Annotated in this window: 20 protein-coding genes; 16 read left to right on the top strand and 4 right to left on the bottom strand. The window is 43.4% G+C overall.

Features of this window, described 5'->3' with window-relative positions:
* The first annotated feature begins 185 nt into the window (after positions 1-185).
* A complete protein-coding gene (locus O3A65_04740) occupies positions 186-1,094 on the top strand; it encodes a S49 family peptidase (GenBank protein MDA1331779.1) in 909 nt (302 codons plus the stop codon).
* A gap of 17 nt (positions 1,095-1,111) precedes the next feature.
* Here the strand turns inward: O3A65_04740 and O3A65_04735 are convergent, their stop codons facing one another.
* Positions 1,112-1,705, bottom strand: coding sequence for a Maf family nucleotide pyrophosphatase (locus tag O3A65_04735; protein MDA1331778.1), 594 nt, complete (start codon positions 1,703-1,705; stop codon positions 1,112-1,114).
* A 63-nt stretch (positions 1,706-1,768) separates the two neighbouring features.
* Here O3A65_04735 and O3A65_04730 point away from each other — a divergent pair, with 63 nt between their 5' ends.
* From O3A65_04730 to O3A65_04675, 12 genes are all read left to right on the top strand, one after another.
* A complete protein-coding gene (locus tag O3A65_04730) occupies positions 1,769-2,260 on the top strand; it encodes a YceD family protein (GenBank protein ID MDA1331777.1) in 492 nt (163 codons plus the stop codon).
* Positions 2,261-2,286: 26 nt separating this feature from the next.
* Complete coding sequence (gene rpmF / locus O3A65_04725) at positions 2,287-2,466, top strand: 50S ribosomal protein L32 (GenBank protein ID MDA1331776.1); 180 nt, start codon at positions 2,287-2,289, stop codon at positions 2,464-2,466.
* 105 nt (positions 2,467-2,571) lie between these two features.
* Positions 2,572-3,585 (top strand): phosphate acyltransferase PlsX, encoded by a 1,014-nt coding sequence (plsX, locus tag O3A65_04720; GenBank protein ID MDA1331775.1) that lies wholly within the window; start codon positions 2,572-2,574, stop codon positions 3,583-3,585.
* Complete coding sequence (locus O3A65_04715; protein MDA1331774.1) at positions 3,585-4,541, top strand: ketoacyl-ACP synthase III; 957 nt, start codon at positions 3,585-3,587, stop codon at positions 4,539-4,541. Before plsX ends, O3A65_04715 begins: the two co-directional genes overlap by 1 nt.
* A 23-nt stretch (positions 4,542-4,564) precedes the next feature.
* On the top strand, positions 4,565-5,509 hold the full coding sequence (fabD, locus tag O3A65_04710) for an ACP S-malonyltransferase (GenBank protein ID MDA1331773.1): 945 nt from the start codon (positions 4,565-4,567) through the stop codon (positions 5,507-5,509).
* Positions 5,506-6,255, top strand: a complete 750-nt coding sequence (fabG, locus tag O3A65_04705; GenBank protein ID MDA1331772.1) for a 3-oxoacyl-ACP reductase FabG — start codon at positions 5,506-5,508, stop codon at positions 6,253-6,255. Before fabD ends, fabG begins: the two co-directional genes overlap by 4 nt.
* 92 nt (positions 6,256-6,347) lie before the next feature.
* The gene (acpP, locus tag O3A65_04700) at positions 6,348-6,587 is read left to right on the top strand and encodes an acyl carrier protein (protein ID MDA1331771.1); all 240 of its coding nucleotides are present in this window, start codon (positions 6,348-6,350) and stop codon (positions 6,585-6,587) included.
* 46 nt (positions 6,588-6,633) lie between these two features.
* A complete protein-coding gene (fabF, locus tag O3A65_04695; protein ID MDA1331770.1) occupies positions 6,634-7,875 on the top strand; it encodes a beta-ketoacyl-ACP synthase II in 1,242 nt (413 codons plus the stop codon).
* 44 nt (positions 7,876-7,919) lie between these two features.
* Complete coding sequence (mltG, locus tag O3A65_04690; protein MDA1331769.1) at positions 7,920-8,915, top strand: endolytic transglycosylase MltG; 996 nt, start codon at positions 7,920-7,922, stop codon at positions 8,913-8,915.
* Between the two features lie 14 nt (positions 8,916-8,929).
* The gene (tmk, locus tag O3A65_04685; GenBank protein MDA1331768.1) at positions 8,930-9,547 is read left to right on the top strand and encodes a dTMP kinase; all 618 of its coding nucleotides are present in this window, start codon (positions 8,930-8,932) and stop codon (positions 9,545-9,547) included.
* Positions 9,538-10,545: an AAA family ATPase gene (locus O3A65_04680; protein MDA1331767.1), complete on the top strand. Its 1,008-nt coding sequence runs from the start codon at positions 9,538-9,540 to the stop codon at positions 10,543-10,545. Before tmk ends, O3A65_04680 begins: the two co-directional genes overlap by 10 nt.
* Before the next feature lie 11 nt (positions 10,546-10,556).
* The gene (locus O3A65_04675; GenBank protein MDA1331766.1) at positions 10,557-11,321 is read left to right on the top strand and encodes a TatD family hydrolase; all 765 of its coding nucleotides are present in this window, start codon (positions 10,557-10,559) and stop codon (positions 11,319-11,321) included.
* 17 nt (positions 11,322-11,338) lie between these two features.
* On the opposite strand, the gene O3A65_04670 is transcribed toward O3A65_04675, so the two are convergent.
* Complete coding sequence (locus tag O3A65_04670) at positions 11,339-12,133, bottom strand: ion transporter (protein MDA1331765.1); 795 nt, start codon at positions 12,131-12,133, stop codon at positions 11,339-11,341.
* 103 nt (positions 12,134-12,236) lie between these two features.
* On the opposite strand from O3A65_04670, the gene O3A65_04665 reads away from it, so the two are divergent.
* A complete protein-coding gene (locus O3A65_04665; protein MDA1331764.1) occupies positions 12,237-13,055 on the top strand; it encodes a TauD/TfdA family dioxygenase in 819 nt (272 codons plus the stop codon).
* 100 nt (positions 13,056-13,155) lie between these two features.
* Here the strand turns inward: O3A65_04665 and O3A65_04660 are convergent, their stop codons facing one another.
* Positions 13,156-13,650: a hypothetical protein gene (locus O3A65_04660; GenBank protein ID MDA1331763.1), complete on the bottom strand. Its 495-nt coding sequence runs from the start codon at positions 13,648-13,650 to the stop codon at positions 13,156-13,158.
* Between the two features lie 190 nt (positions 13,651-13,840).
* Here O3A65_04660 and O3A65_04655 point away from each other — a divergent pair, with 190 nt between their 5' ends.
* Positions 13,841-14,932, top strand: coding sequence for a mandelate racemase (locus O3A65_04655; GenBank protein ID MDA1331762.1), 1,092 nt, complete (start codon positions 13,841-13,843; stop codon positions 14,930-14,932).
* Between the two features lie 11 nt (positions 14,933-14,943).
* The gene (locus O3A65_04650; GenBank protein ID MDA1331761.1) at positions 14,944-15,345 is read left to right on the top strand and encodes an HIT family protein; all 402 of its coding nucleotides are present in this window, start codon (positions 14,944-14,946) and stop codon (positions 15,343-15,345) included.
* Positions 15,346-15,459: 114 nt separating this feature from the next.
* Here the strand turns inward: O3A65_04650 and O3A65_04645 are convergent, their stop codons facing one another.
* On the bottom strand, positions 15,460-15,804 hold the full coding sequence (locus O3A65_04645) for a hypothetical protein (GenBank protein ID MDA1331760.1): 345 nt from the start codon (positions 15,802-15,804) through the stop codon (positions 15,460-15,462).
* Between the last annotated feature and the right edge of the window lie 352 nt (positions 15,805-16,156).

Here is a 16,156-nt window from a genome sequence, read left to right as displayed (position 1 = left end):
AACAAGAAAGATTACCCTAAAAATGATAGGGTTAGATTAGAGTACTGCTGGATGCCACCCCGTGCTAGAGGGAGATGTATAGTCCAAGGTGCGTCTCGTAAATAAGATTGCGGTGAATCACCACAATTGATCAAAAAATTAGTGAGCTGAACCAGCGGCTCCTACACACAATTTTGAGTGATTAGATGGATACCTTAGAGAAAAATACACTGACTGATTTAGCTCAAGCATCACTAGTAGAGCAGCGACTAGCACGTCGATGGAAAATATTCTTTCGATTAATTTATTTAGTCGTCGGGGTTGGTGTGTTCGTAACGTTGACGTTTGATGGTGGGGTTCCCAACCAAGGTCCACACACTGCCATCATAGATTTGGATGGTGTAATCGCATCGGAGGCGCCAGCAAATGCCTACGATGTCATTGCAGGCCTAGAAGATGCGTTTGCAAATGTTAATGTCAAAGGCATCCTCATTCGCATCAATAGTCCTGGAGGTAGTCCAGTCCAATCAGAATTGATCAATCAAGAAATCATGCGCCTACGTGGTATCAACCCTTCAATTCCGGTTTATGCTGTCGTCGAGGATATTTGCGCGTCTGGCGGTTACTATGTAGCCGTTGCCGCTGATCAAATCTTTGTTTCCCCCTCAAGCATAGTGGGCTCTATTGGGGTTCGTTTGGACGGATTCGAATTTACCGAGGCTTTAAATTCTCTTGGAATTAAGCGTCGATTACTCACCGCAGGGGAGAACAAAGGATTTCTGGATCCATTTTTACCCATGGAACCAGGTCAACGTGATCATGCTGAAAAGATGCTTAATAACATTCACCAACAATTCATCAAGGCTGTAACTCTAGGACGAGGAGAGCGCCTAAAAGACAATCCAGAGATTTTTTCTGGTTTAGTTTGGACTGGAGAGCAGAGTATCAACCTTGGATTGGCTGATGCCTATGGCAGCGTACTTTCTGTATCTCGGGATGTTATTGGAGCTAAAGAACTCGTTAATTATTCGGTGAAAGAGAGCTATGTTGAACGTATTGCGAGGAAGGTAGGTGCTGAGATATACTATAAATCAATGGGTTACAATTTATATTAACGGTACATTATAATACACTACGGTAATGTAACCCCCTCATCTCGAAGCATTCTTGAAAGCGCGATTAAGGGCAAACCGACCAAGGCAGTTGGATCTGAGCCGAGAATCGACTCAAGCAACGTAATGCCCAAACCCTCAGACTTAGCACTCCCCGCACAGCCCAGCACGTCTTCTGTTTCCACATAGCGTTGGATCTCAGAGAGACTCAGTTGTCGAAATGTCACCTCGGTATCCACCACCAAAGATTGGTATTTATTGGTGTGACGGTTCAAGACACATATGCCCGTATAAAAAAATGCAGTCCGACCACTCGCAAATTTGAGCTGTTCAATAGCTTTATCTAAACTACCTGGTTTGGACAATCTCCTACCATCACATTCGGCTACTTGATCCGATCCGATAATAAGATCTCTGCCAGTTAAATGAGCTACCGCACGTGCTTTCGCGATAGATAACCTCTCTGCGCACAATCGAGCATCCTCGTTTGGCAGCGGGGTCTCATCAACTTTTGGTGACACTACTTGAAAATTTTTACAAATACGTTTGAGCAACTCTTGGCGATAAATTGAGGTAGATGCAAGAACAATAATTGGCGTGGAATAGGAACCCATGGCTCTAAATTTTTAAGATAAAATTTTGACAAATGCACATATAATCAATATTATGCGCGCGCTATGAGTAATCGACCTATCATTGACACACTAGGGTTTGCACAAAAAACCCAATCCCAGGATCTCCAGCTCAAGTTAGCCGACCTCCCTAGGTTAACTGATGTGTCAGCTATCGTAAATGGCGTCGTTCAAGCAAACGTCACTGGTGGAATACAGCACGACGGTAAAGCGTTTATCGAACTTAAGATTCTAGGTGCTTTTACACTGACATGCCAACGATGCATTGATTTATTTGATTTTCAGATTAATTCGCGCAGTCGGTTTATAATAATAACCAAAGAACATGAGCTCGTTGAGATTTCTCGGGGAGAACAAGATATCAACACGATTCTAGCTAAGAAGGAATTAAATCTTATTGAATTTGTTGAAGACGAACTATTATTGACCTTGCCAATGGTTCCGCTTCACGAAGAAGGAGATTGTGAAAGACCTCAGCTGCCGGATGATCAATCAGATTTGACAAACCCATTTAGCGGACTGAAGCAGTCATCTTAAATTTAGAAACTTTGGAGTGAACACAAATGGCCGTACAAAAAAGCAAAAAATCACCATCTCGTCGAAACATGCGTCGTTCTCACGACGCGTTATCGAGCCCATCGATAGCGGTCGAGGCAAGCGCTGGAGAAACGCATCTTCGTCACCACATCAGCCCAAACGGCTTTTATCGTGGCAAGAAAGTTATTCAGAAAAACGACGATTAAATTTTTGTAGCCACTAATGGTGCCTGCAAAAATTTAACACAAAGGCCACCTGAGACACATGGACCAAGTTAATTGCACTGCTGTGCAACACTCGGCATACATACAATGACCATCACAATAGCACTTGATTGTATGGGAGGTGATCATGGTGTCAAAGTTACCGTTCCTGCTGCTATTCATTTTGTAAAATCTCGTCAAGATGCTCATGTCATTTTAGTAGGCATATCGGATCAAATTAGCAAAGCGTTAAATCAACATCCACACAACAAAGATCGATTAACAATCATTCATGCCGAAGAAGTTATAGGCATGGACGAAGGCCCTGCTCAAGCACTCCGCAGTAAGAAAAACTCATCAATGAGAGTAGCAGTTAACCTGATCAAAGAAGAACAGGCAGATGCGTGTGTGAGCGCGGGTAATACAGGCGCTCTGATGGCCATCTCAAGATTTGTACTCAAAATGTTACCCGGTATTGAAAGGCCAGCAATTGCTTCTTTTTTGCCAACACATAACGGTCAAGTCTGCATGCTCGATTTAGGAGCGAACGTAGACTGCTCGGCCGAACATTTACTTCAATTTGCAGTCATGGGCAGCTGCCTAGTAAGTTTAAGCGGTGGTAGCAATTTCCCAAGCATTGGTCTACTTAACATTGGCTCAGAGGACATTAAGGGAAATGAAGTCATTAAAGAGGCTTCAGAATTATTGAAGCATAGCTCTCTTAACTTTAAAGGTAATGTTGAGGGCACAGATATTTATAGAGGCACAACGGATGTAATTGTTTGCGATGGATTTGTTGGTAATGTGGCACTAAAAACATCCGAAGGACTAGCTCAAATGTTAGGGAAGTATCTTAAAGAGGAGTTCCATCGAAATCCGCTCACGAAGCTGTTGGGGGTATTGGCTTCGCCAGTGATAAATCGTTTTAAAGAGCGCGTAGATCATAGGCGATACAACGGTGCAAGCCTATTAGGATTAAGAGGTATTGTGGTTAAAAGTCACGGGGCAGCGGATGTGTATAGTCTTGGATTTGCGATGCAAAGAGCCTATGAAGAAGTCAAACATTCTATGCTTGATGCGATTACTGAAAACATCAAAGTGCCGGAACAAGGAGAGCTGTGATGTATTCAAGAATTATTGGCACTGGTAGCTACCTTCCCGAAAAAATCTTAACGAATAAAGATCTTGAAAAATGTATTGACACTAACAATGAATGGATTGTGTCGCGCTCAGGTATTAAACAAAGACATGTTGCTGCGGACAATGAGGTCACCAGCGACTTAGCTACAAAAGCAGCTCAACTAGCAATTGACCAATCCGGCCTTAGTGCCAGCGACATAGATCTCATTATCGTCGCGACAACGACACCGGATATGATCTTTCCAAGTACAGCTTGCATTGTGCAATCTAAATTAAATATTTCGGGAGGTCCTGCATTTGATGTCCAAGCAGTGTGTTCAGGTTTTGTTTATGGGCTAAATATCGCTGACTTATTTATTAAAAGTGGGCAAGCAAAGAACGTATTACTGATTGGCGCTGAAGTCTATTCCCGTATTCTTGATTGGAGTGACCGAACCACTTGTGTGTTATTCGGAGATGGCGCTGGTGCAGTTGTACTCTCTGGCGCTGATAACCCAGGCATTATTCAAACGAACCTACACGCGGATGGCTCTTTGTATAAACACTTATGGGTTCCCGGTTGGGTTAAGGGTGGTAAGGTAGAAGGCTCACCTATGGTTCAAATGGATGGTGGTATCGTCTTTAAGTTTGCCGTTAAGGTTTTTGAGCAAACTGCCCGAGAGTTGCTCAGTGCTACCGGAAAAACGATCGAAGAGATTGATTGGTTCATTCCACACCAAGCTAATATTCGGATTATGGAGTCCACCGCAAAAAAACTAAACTTACCCTTAGAGCGATTGATCACAACCGTAGCCCACCATGGCAATACCTCTGCCGCATCCATCCCATTAGCGCTCGACGAAGCAGTTCGAGATGGACGAATCAAGAAGGGGCAATTATTGTTATTCGCTAGTGTTGGCGGAGGATTCACCTGGGGAGGTGCGCTTCTTGAATTTTAGTTTTAAATAAAGGAATAACGATTGTGACAATTGCTTTTTTGTTTCCTGGCCAAGGATCCCAATCAATGGGTATGATGGATGCTTTCGCGAACGTTACGGTTGTTAAAGACACATTTAAAGAGGCCTCATCGATCCTCCAACAGGATATGTGGGAGCTTGCACACACTGGTTCCGAGGAGCAACTGGAACTGACCACTAACACGCAACCTCTAATGCTGATATCTGACGTTGCGATGTATCGTGCTTGGATTAAACTCGGCGGTAAGTTACCTTCAATTTTAGCGGGTCATAGTTTGGGTGAATATGCGGCTTTGGTAGCTTCTGGTGCACTTGACTTTGCTGACGCAGTATCTCTTGTTCGGCAACGGTCAGTGCTAATGCAAAATGCCGTGCCTTCTGGCGTTGGTGCGATGGCCGCGGTGTTGGGTTTGACTGATGAGAACATCAGCTTAGCGTGTCAAAATGCAGCAATAGATGGGGGCGTAGCAGAACCCGCAAATTACAATTCGCCAGGACAAGTTGTTATTGCTGGTGATAAACAAACAGTCGAGAAAGCCATTGAGGAAGCAAAAAAACTTGGAGCTAAACGGGCAATGTTGATTGCCATGAGCACCCCATCTCACTGCAGTCTCATCAAACCAGCGGCAGATTTATTCGCATCGATTTTAGACACAGTAAGTATTGAATCTGCGAACATTCCAGTAGTGCATAACGAAAATGTTCAAGAATCGAGTACAGCACAGGATATTAAAAAATGTTTATATCAACAATTATTTAAGCCCGTTCGTTGGGTTGAGACGATTCGCTACATCGTTGCAAAAGACATCCGTATCGGGTGCGAATGCGGTCCAGGAAAAGTAATTACCGGCCTCAACAAACGAATAGACAAAGAGTTCCAAACGATTTCTTTAGCCTCTCCAAAAGACATGGAGTTAGCCATGAACGAATTTTCAGAAGGGCAAATATGAATATAAGCTTGGCAGGTGAGGTGATCCTCGTGACTGGAGCGAGCCGTGGCATAGGCGCAGAGATCGCAAAGACGTTGGGTCTTACAGGCGCAACCGTTGCCGGAACAGCCACTTCAGACGAAGGGGCAAATCGGATTACTGAACTCTTCAAAAAAGAGAACATATCAGGACTTGGGTATCGATTAAATGTCTGTAAGGCAGACGAGTGTACTTCGGTCCTCTCAGAAATAGAAAAGGCGCATGGACCCGTATCGATCCTTGTTAACAACGCTGGCATTACCAGAGATAATTTATTGATGAGAATAAAAGAAGACGATTGGGATGACATCATGGATACCAATCTCAAGTCCGTCTACCGACTATCGAAACTCGTTTGTCGGAGCATGATCAAAGCAAGATCTGGAAAAATCATCAACTTAACCTCTGTTGTTGGGTTCATGGGTAATGCAGGTCAATCCAACTATGCTGCCGCAAAAGCAGGAATCGTGGGCTTCAGTAAGTCCTTAGCCAGAGAGCTCGGTGGGAGAAATATCAACGTAAATTGCGTGGCCCCTGGCTTTATTGATACGGAAATGACACAAGATTTAGCTGAAGAACATAAAAAAACCTTGATAAATCAAGTGCCTCTAGGCCGCTTGGGCGAAGTATCGGATATCGCAAATGCCGTTCTATTTTTGGCATCCAATCTTTCCACCTACATCACGGGATCGACGATTCACGTCAATGGCGGCATGTTGATGGAATAGAACCGAGGTCTCATTTTATTTGGTAGAATACCGCGCGGTAGTGAAACGTATTCACTAAATCACTTTTTTTTAGAAACTGAGGGGTTTTGTACATGGGATCAATCGAGCAACGCGTCAAGAAAATTGTTGCTGAGCAGCTAGGTGTTAAAGAAGCTGACATCAAAAATGAAGCAACTTTTGTAGATGATCTTGGTGCTGATTCACTGGATACCGTTGAATTAGTCATGGCACTTGAAGAAGAGTTTGAATGCGAGATTCCTGACGAAAAAGCTGAAAAAATTACATCAGTTCAGCAAGCTATTGATTATGTCAATTCTAATTTAGATAGCTAACCCAATAGCGAGCGATGAGGCTATCAAACCACTCAAGGAGTAGCCGGTGTCAAGACGTCGGGTTGTCGTAACCGGCCTGGGGATTGTTTGTCCGGTTGGTAACAATGTTTCAAAGGCTTGGGGAAATATTCTAGAAGGGCAATCTGGGATCGGCACAATCACCCGTTTTGATGCAATTCCATTTGCGTCTCATATCGCTGGAGAAGTAAAGGATTTTGATATTACAAAGATCCTTCCCTCGAAGGACGCACGCCGTATGGATACGTTCATTCATTATGGACTCGCAGCAGGTATCGAAGCTCTAGAAGATGCTGGATTCTCAAAAACACCTGAAAACGCAGAGCGTATCGGCGTCAATATTGGATCGGGTATCGGTGGTTTACCGCTCATCGAAGATACCAAAAAGATCTTAGGCGAGAGTGGGCCTCGAAAGATATCGCCGTTCTTCATTCCAGGCGCCATTATCAACATGGTCGCAGGGAATCTATCCATCCTGTACGGACTGAGGGGCCCAAGTCTAGCCATGGTTACTGCCTGTACCACAGCGACCCACTGCATTGGTGATTCTGCCAGATTGATTGAATATGGTGACGTAGATGTGATGGTTGCGGGTGGCGCAGAGTCTTGTATATCCCCCCTCGGTGTTGGTGGGTTTTCAGCGGCACGCGCACTCAGCACACGAAATGATGACCCTTTAACAGCAAGCCGTCCCTGGGATAAAGGTAGAGATGGGTTCGTTTTAGGGGAAGGTGCCGGCGTAATGGTTCTAGAAGAGCTAGAGCACGCCAAACGTCGTGGCGCTAAAATTTACTGCGAATTAAGTGGGTACGGTATGAGTGCCGATGCACATCACATCACGGCCCCTAGCAAAGATGGCGAGGGTGCAGCTCGTTGCATGACTAATGCGCTTAAAAACAGTGGTATTAATCCCGATACTGTTGACTACATTAATGCGCATGGTACGTCGACGCCACTAGGCGATATTGCAGAGACCGTAGCCATAAAACGAATGTTTGGCGATCATGCGCACAACCTAGCCGTGAGCTCGACCAAATCAAGTATCGGACATCTTCTTGGCGCTGCAGGTGGTGTAGAGGCAGTATTCACAGCCTTAGCGATTCGAGATCAAATTGCGCCGCCGACAATCAATCTCAATGATCCTGATCCAGAGTGTGACTTAGATTATGTTCCTAATGAGGCCAGGAAAATGACCATCCGATCTGCCATTTCTAATTCATTTGGTTTCGGTGGCACAAACGGCAGCCTCGTATTCTCTTCGATTAACTAAATCTATGACTGTTATCTGCCTCAAAAACAGATGAATAGAGCAACGTGCCACATTTAAAAAATATTCTTGTAAAACTGGCCATCGGTAGCTGTGTTCTCATTGGGTTTTTTCTGGGCTGGCTCTTATTTATTGGCTTGAGCTCAGCTGAACTTGAAGAACCAACAACGATAACAATTGAGCGGGGTGCGACATTGGGAACTGCGGCAACCGAGCTAGCAAATAAGTCTATCATTGATAATGCACGCTCCTTTAAGCTCTTAGCCTGGGTCTTTGGTATCAGTTCAGATATAAAAGCAGGAAAATACAAATTTGAAGATGGCGTGACAGGATTCCAAGTCCTGCAAAAGATTTATCGTGGCTACTTTGAAAAAAACCGTTTACGAATACAAGAGGGTTGGACATTCGCTGATTTACGCAAGGCGTTGGATGACCACGATGCAATTCTGCACAGCAGTACTGGTTGGACCCAAAAGAAAATACTTAACCACCTGAACATACCCTATGAACATGTAGAGGGGTTGTTTTTCCCTGATACTTACATTTTCTCTGGAGGAACGAGTGACCTCGAAATATTGAAAATCGCTCATGAGAAGCTGAGCAAAGTACTCGAAGAAGAGTGGCGCAAACGAAATATCAAAATACGTTTTAAAGATCCTTACAATGCACTCATTCTCGCGTCAATCATTGAAAAAGAGACATCACTTCCAGCAGAAAAATCAATTGTTTCTGGCGTATTTATGAATCGATTAAAAAATGGTATGCGATTGCAGGCGGACCCGACTGTGATTTATGGCCTCGGTGATAACTTCGATGGTGACATTCGTTACAAGGATCTAAAAGCCGATAATCCTTACAACACGTACACCAGAAATGGCTTACCTCCGTCACCGATTGCGCTGCCTAGTCGCAGTTCTATTCGTGCTGTGATGCACCCTGCGAGCACGACCGCACTCTATTTTGTCGCAAAAGGGGACGGTACCCACCAGTTCTCTGATAACCTTAGCGATCACAATACAGCTGTGAAAGAATACCAACGCTAACAACGAGAGCGCACGTGACTAAAGGCCTTTTCATCACATTTGAAGGCGTAGATGGAGCGGGGAAAAGCACCCAGCTTAACTATGCCGTTAAATACCTTCGAGATCGAAAGATAGACCTTGTTCAAACTAGAGAACCTGGTGGAACACCGCTTAGCGAGCAGCTACGAGACATGATGCTAGGCGTTACAACACCTCTCGATTCGGATACAGAAGTGCTTCTGATGTTTGCTGCGAGAAAAGAACACATAACACGCGTCATAAAACCGGCTTTAGAATCTGGAACTGTAGTCATTTGTGATCGTTTCACTGACGCTACATTTGCCTATCAGGGTGGCGGTGCGGGTGTTGACCCATCACGCATCGAAGTATTGGAGCGTTGGGTTCAGGGAACCCTTCAACCCGATCTAACTCTATTCTTTGATCTGCCGATTGAAATCGCCCAACGTCGTATGAGTCATCGCGTTAAAGATCGTTTTGAATCCAAAGCTATAGATTTTCATGAACGTGTTCGGCAAGCCTACCTAGACCGGGCAAAGAAAGATCCTGCCCGCATAAAAGTTATTGATTCTTTGAATTCAAAAAGTCAGATTCGCCTACTCGTTCAAAACGAGCTGGATCAAATATGCAGTTAGCTCAGTGTTCATGGCTTGATGAGCCTAAAACTAAAATCGGAAAACATTTACCACCAGCACTGTTGATCTACGGCGTTGAGGGGGTTGGGAAAAGAACCTTGGCTCTTCACCTCGCCCAATCTACGCTTTGTGAAAAGGTATCTTTCTTGCAAGAGGCTTGTGGAATATGTGGATCTTGCCACCTATTTCAGGCTGAAACTCATCCTGATTTCAAAATGATAACAAATGATGAAGCAGATGCAAGCGGTGATGCCGAGGGTGCCGGGAATACAAAGAAAGCAAAACAGGTTATTAGCGTGAAATCCGTCCGAGAATTGGGGGGCTACTGTTACACCAAACCTCATCGGGGTCATGCAAAAATCATCATTATCGATCCGGCTGACAACTTAAATCAAAATGCATCGAACGCCTTATTAAAAAACTTAGAAGAACCGCCAGAGTTTCTTCATTTCATTTTATTGGCTAAGCACTCAGAATCACTGATTCCAACCATACTCAGTCGGTGCCTAAAGGTTTACGTGAAAGCTCCAGGGCTCGACGTCACGTCAGACTGGATAAACCATCAAACCTCGCACCATCAGATCGAAGAACATAGAAAAGAGCTTGCCATTCGCCTTTCGGGATGCGCCCCTTTTGCGTCAACGCAATTGATAGAGGATGACACTTTCTTTGAGAATCGAGATAAAATTCTTACTCTATTAAGTCAGGAACCAATCAATGCGTTTGACCTTGCAGCACTTTGTGAAAAAGTTGAAGTACCGATACTGCAACGTATTTTTTATCCCTTATTGCATGACTTACTTATGGCAGATCTAGGCGGTGAGATTGTCTTTCACAAAGATAAAGTATCAGAGATTAGGTGCATTAAACGCTCACTCAGTCGCAAAGCAGTCGCGCATTGGCAAGACAACTTTAATGAATATCTAAAGGCAGCAAATCATCCACTTAACCGACGATTGGCCTTGGAAGCACTCTTTTTAAATTGGCCGCGAACATAGAAAAAAATACCATGCAAATTGTTGATTCACACTGTCATATCAACTTTCCAGAGCTCTCAGAAGATATCGAAGGTCTTATTAGACGGATGGAAGAGAACAATGTTTGTAAGGCCTTATGCGTCTCAGTCGAGCTAGAGAAGTTTCCGGATATATTAGGGTTAGCAACTCGGTACCCTACTATTTTTGCGTCTGTCGGGGTACACCCAGATCATCAAGATTGTGAAGAGCCTACGGTAGAACAATTAGTGACGTTATCGAATCACCCTAAAGTAGTCGCAATTGGTGAAACCGGTCTTGATTATTTTAGAACTAAGGGCGATACCGAATGGCAACGCGAGCGCTTTCGCGTACATATCAATGCAGCTAAAATCACACAGAAACCTCTGATAATCCACACCCGAGAAGCGGGTAGCGACACGCTAGACGTTCTTAGGGAGCAGGGGCAGGGGCAAGTGAGGGGTGTGATGCATTGCTTCACGGAAACAATGCCATTTGCACTCGCTTCAATTGAACTAGGGTTCTTTATTTCATTCTCTGGCATCTTGACCTTTAAGAATGCCGAAGAAATTCGTACGGTTGCAAAGGAGATACCCATTGAGTACATAATGGTTGAAACAGATTCTCCTTACTTAGCTCCGATGCCGTATAGAGGTAAAACCAATGAACCATCTTATGTGCGTTTTGTTCTAGAGGAGCTCGCTCGCGTTAAAGGCTTACCCTTAGATGTCGTGGCTCAGAAAACTACGGAAAACTTCAACAGACTATTTTTAATTTAAAAGGTGGCATAGAACCATCAGCCTAATTTGTTTCTTAAACGCTCCAGTTCGCCCGATATTTTTTTAATGCCGCTCATCAGCTCCTGCTTATGGCGTTCATCCTCATCATCCCCTAAATCTAAAGCCTTATTCTCCCTATTTAAGACATCGACTACGATCGCGATCAGCATATTAAGAAATGCGAAAGCTGAGAAAAATATGAATGTCAGGAAATAAACCCATGATAGGGGGTAAATATTCATCACCTCATACATGACGTCTATCCAGTTATCGAAAGTCATGACACGAAATAAGGTGAGAATGGACTTAGAGATATCACCCCACAGAAATGGGTTAATGGATGCAAATAAGGTCGATCCAATTGCGCCATAGATATAGAAGAAGATAAACATCAGCAAAACTAAGTAACCTAGTCTTGGGAGTGATTTAAATATTACGTTCAATAGGAGACGTAATTCAGGAATAACCGAGATCAACCTCAAAACTCGAAAGATGCGTAATAAACGTCCTACAAAGACCAGATTAGAGCTCTCTAATGGAATTAAACTGCCAATTACAACGATGGTATCGAAGAGGTTCCATGGATCACGAACAAAACGCTTCAAATCACCCTCGGCGATATAACGGATAATGATCTCCACCAGAAAAATAATGCTGATTAAAAGGTCAAAATATGAGAGTAGATCTTGATAAGGTTCGAGCTGGTGGAAGGTTCGCGCACCCACGGTCAGAGCAGAGAAAATAATGATGAAAATCATCGTTATTTCAAATAACTTGTGATGTCGTATATCGATTATTTTTTGTATAAGCATTTACAATTCACACCAGGCAGTAAATTTAATGTCACTGTTTTAATTAAAATTAAGTTTAAATAACGAACAATATAGAAGTTCTATCAGAATAACGATCAATTCCATGATTATTACGCCACTCAATCAGATCGTTGGCTGCACCATTGAGGGAGTTTCCGTCAGGACTGCCAGCGAAGAAGAGTTACAGCAAATTCATTCCGCTTGGATGAGATATAGCATTGTGGTCATAAAGAATCAGGTTTTAACGCCTTCCGAACAGCTCAAATTTGCAACTTATTTTGGATCTCCAGATATTTACCCATTCTTAGAGGGCTTAGAGGGACATCCTGAGATAACCCGTGTTTTGAAAAAATCAACAGAGACTAAAAACTTTGGAGGCGTTTGGCACACGGATACGATCTACTTACAAAAGCCACCGATGGCCAGCATGCTCTACGCGATAGACGTCCCCTTGAACGGTGGCGATACGCTCTTCGCCAGCCAGTACAAGGCTTATGACGCACTCTCAAGTAAAACGAAAGAACGTATCCAATCATTCTCAGCTGAATCGCGCTCTGACCTCGAGGCGGTTTCCGCTACACGCTTAAACCGAACACCGGTCTCGAATAAGAAAGTACCCGTCAATTACTCAGCGATTCATCCTATGGTTAGGACTCACCCTGAGACTCAATTGAAAAGTCTTTATATCAGTCCTGCTCACACCTGCAGCGTCCAAGAACTCAATTCAGAGGCAAGTACGGCGCTACTATCCGAATTATTTACACATCAGACAAAGGAAGAGTTTCAGTGTCGCGTCAAGTGGTGTAATGGTCATTTAGCGCTTTGGGATAACCGCTGTCTATTGCATTTACCCCTCAATGACTATCAGGGACAGTTAAGGCTACTGCATCGAATCACGTTGAAGGGTGATCGACCGTTTTGAGTCATGACAGAAGAGGCTTACGGGCTGTTGCATTGGCTCAGCCATAAAAAACGACAGGCTTTTCGCCTGCCGCTATTTGAAATTAAATGATTACGATGCTTTAATGCTTCATATCACAGTCATACGCGACCGATATAAATACTCCATCGTTAATTAAATAAGTTGGAGTAAATTTGCAGACACCCATTAAATTTGCGTATTTACCTGATATGCCGCGCATGACGCTATTGCCAGTTCCAGGAACACCTAACCTGCCGACCCGAGTATTTTCAATTGAGAATTCATCATTGTCTTTATCTTTAACGCGACAAAAGCCGTAAACCGTACTTTGGCCGTCTTTTTCTAGGCTACTTGCAGCGCAGTTAAACGCGAACACTGTCCCTACGGGAATTGGTCCATATGTCGAACTATTGACGTTACTGAGCCCTTCGAGCTCTGCCGTTGAGAATCTGATGTCATTTGCTTTAATTTCGTCTAATTGCATCTTTGCACTAGAGATGAAAGAAAGCTTACCTACGGAATCACCGTGATGTTCGGCACCAGCAGATGAAATAAAAATGAATAAACCTAATAGACTTAATATCGTATTTTTCATCGAATTTTTATCCTTAAGAAAATTAAAAAAATGATATAGAAAGTTTTTTACCAAATTTTTGTACCTAAAAATAATACCATAAAATAACTACAGTTAAACAACCGACATCTTTAGTCGAGAGAGAAAAAAATCTGTAAAGTGTAAAATCTAAATAAATAAATATGACTTGCTAAAATAAAAATAAAATTGTATGGAAAAGATTACTTTTGAAAGTATTAATGTTCGGGCTTCACTTGTTCCTTTAAGACGTCCGATTGTGGCAAAAGTTGGTCAGTTCGTTGATTGGCCCTTGATTCTAATCGACGTGCAAACAAAAGAGGGCATTGTTGGACGCAGTTATCTGGAACCATACATTAAAGATTCCGTCAAATATATCGCGCCAGCATTGCATGACATGGCCGTGAAATTTAAAGGTAGGACGATCCATCCTGCCGATATGTATCGAGAAATCATTGGCTCATTACACCTTATCGGACGACAGGGTGTGAGTGTAATTACAGCTGCTGGTTTGGATATGGCCCTTTGGGACGCTCTTGCTAAGGCTGCGAATATGCCACTTGCCAACCTATTGGGAGGATCTACTGGCCCTTTAAGAGCCTACAACACCAATGGATTGTGGCTGCTGCCGTTTGACAAATTAGCAAAAGACGCTGAAGAATTAGTCAGCGAAGGGGGTTTCAAGGCTATTAAAATGCGACTCGGCAGAGCGAGACTAAAGGATGATATTAAAGCCATAAAAATCGTCAGAGAAGCGGTGGGAGAAGATATCCATCTCATGGTCGATTTCAATCAAGGGCAAACAATCCAAGAAGCGATTACTAGACTGCATGGGCTAGATGATCAAGGGATGTATTGGTTTGAAGAACCCATTGTGTTCGATACGTACGCACAGAACGCACAGTTAACCAAAGAAATAAAAACACCAATATCAATCGGCGAAAACATCTACGGATCCCGCTCATTTCTAGAGGCGATTCAAGCTAATGCCGCAGATCTATACATGCCTGACCTCATGAGAATTGGTGGGGTCACTGGGTGGATGAGTGCCGCCTCAATTGCTGGAGCGGCTAATGCCCCGTTATCAAGTCATTTATACCCCGAAGTGTCTGCCCATCTTTTAAAAGCCTCCGAATCAGCAGATTGGCTTGAGTATCGGGACTGGGGTAATCCACTCGTTAAGGAGCCCTTTGAAATAAAAGACGGCATGGCAATCGTTCCTGACCGCATTGGTAACGGTCTCGATTGGGACGAAGATGCTGTAAAAAAATATCAGTACTTCTAACGATTATTCGAGTGACTAACGCGGCCTGCCTGTTCTGCGATCTTCAAGCATCAGATCGCGAACGCATCGTCTCGGAGAATCATCTCGCATATGCTGTTCGAGACGGTTCTCCTGTAACTGAGAAGCACACGCTTTTTATTCCCAAACGACATACGCTTGATTTTTTTGGATTAGTTCCGGGTGAGATATTGGCCATAAATGAACTGATCCATGAGCAACGTCAAATGTTATTAGATTCTGATCGGCGAATCGAGGGTTTCAATATTGGTATAAATTGTGGGCAGGTAGCCGGTCAGTCGGTATGGCATTGTCACGTTCACTTAATCCCCAGACGCAAAGGTGATAGTGAATTTCCAAAAGGAGGGGTGCGCCATGTGATTCCCTATAAGGGCGACTTAGAGGACTTACGCTAGCTTGCTTAAATAATGTGTTTAATTCGCAAAGAGTCGGTGCGAGATCTCCTTCGAGCTAGTGGTTTCGACTATTTATCGATACACAGCACAACCTTCTGCGGTACGAACCAGCAGCTACGCTCCTGTTTTAACCCAGAAAAAACATTCGTTTATATCGATGTAACCACCTTGATTCCAGCAAAACTCCCACCGTCCGTCATTAGGGACTATATAACCAAAAGAGCCACCCCGAATAACTTCTAGATCGTTTGGGTTGCATGTTTCCAAACCTGATCTACAAGCGGTTTTTAGCAATCCATCATTAAATTCGCCAGTAATTTGGTTATATTCACATGGACCATTGATACCAATCCCCCCATTAACGGTCAATTTACAGTATGAGTCTAGGGCCTGGGCTTGGGCTGCAGCGATTTCAACAACGATTAGAAGCACTGCGATTGTAGTTAACTTAGTGACCATACTACCGCTTAATAAAAGTATTATGTTATTAGGATAAACATATGAATATATTAATAAATAATTAGTACGTTGGCGAGGGTTAAGAAACCCAGGTTACGTTCAAGATAAACAATTAGCCATAATTTATGCTTATTGGGGAATTATCGATACTTGCGGCATATTGCGTATAATGTATATTATGTCAAGTACAGTATTTTTACGCCGCAGGGAGATAAGCGGTCGACTACTTCATGTCACCTCCTCAAGGCTTATTTAGTTTCGAACCAATTGACGATATATATATTATTCTCAAACACATTAATCCGTATTAGTACGATCTCCTGGTTTCTGATACATAAAAAACAATCCAACC

The sequence above is a fragment of the Pseudomonadota bacterium genome, from assembly GCA_027624715.1.
Taxonomy (GTDB): domain Bacteria; phylum Pseudomonadota; class Gammaproteobacteria; order Burkholderiales; family Eutrophovitaceae; genus Eutrophovita.
The sequence above is the reverse complement of the archived record's forward strand: the minus strand, read 5'-3'. Positions and strand labels throughout refer to the sequence as shown.

Excerpts from the sequence above, each read along its gene's own strand:
- O3A65_04740 (MDA1331779.1), top strand. The coding sequence starts at position 186 with ATGGATACCTTAGAGAAAAATACACTGACTGATTTAGCTCAAGCATCA.
- O3A65_04735 (MDA1331778.1), bottom strand. The coding sequence starts at position 1,705 with ATGGGTTCCTATTCCACGCCAATTATTGTTCTTGCATCTACCTCAATT.
- O3A65_04730 (MDA1331777.1), top strand. The coding sequence starts at position 1,769 with ATGAGTAATCGACCTATCATTGACACACTAGGGTTTGCACAAAAAACC.
- rpmF (MDA1331776.1), top strand. The coding sequence starts at position 2,287 with ATGGCCGTACAAAAAAGCAAAAAATCACCATCTCGTCGAAACATGCGT.
- plsX (MDA1331775.1), top strand. The coding sequence starts at position 2,572 with ATGACCATCACAATAGCACTTGATTGTATGGGAGGTGATCATGGTGTC.
- O3A65_04715 (MDA1331774.1), top strand. The coding sequence starts at position 3,585 with ATGTATTCAAGAATTATTGGCACTGGTAGCTACCTTCCCGAAAAAATC.
- fabG (MDA1331772.1), top strand. The coding sequence starts at position 5,506 with ATGAATATAAGCTTGGCAGGTGAGGTGATCCTCGTGACTGGAGCGAGC.
- acpP (MDA1331771.1), top strand. The coding sequence starts at position 6,348 with ATGGGATCAATCGAGCAACGCGTCAAGAAAATTGTTGCTGAGCAGCTA.
- O3A65_04680 (MDA1331767.1), top strand. The coding sequence starts at position 9,538 with ATGCAGTTAGCTCAGTGTTCATGGCTTGATGAGCCTAAAACTAAAATC.
- O3A65_04675 (MDA1331766.1), top strand. The coding sequence starts at position 10,557 with ATGCAAATTGTTGATTCACACTGTCATATCAACTTTCCAGAGCTCTCA.
- O3A65_04670 (MDA1331765.1), bottom strand. The coding sequence starts at position 12,133 with ATGCTTATACAAAAAATAATCGATATACGACATCACAAGTTATTTGAA.
- O3A65_04665 (MDA1331764.1), top strand. The coding sequence starts at position 12,237 with ATGATTATTACGCCACTCAATCAGATCGTTGGCTGCACCATTGAGGGA.
- O3A65_04660 (MDA1331763.1), bottom strand. The coding sequence starts at position 13,650 with ATGAAAAATACGATATTAAGTCTATTAGGTTTATTCATTTTTATTTCA.
- O3A65_04655 (MDA1331762.1), top strand. The coding sequence starts at position 13,841 with ATGGAAAAGATTACTTTTGAAAGTATTAATGTTCGGGCTTCACTTGTT.
- O3A65_04645 (MDA1331760.1), bottom strand. The coding sequence starts at position 15,804 with ATGGTCACTAAGTTAACTACAATCGCAGTGCTTCTAATCGTTGTTGAA.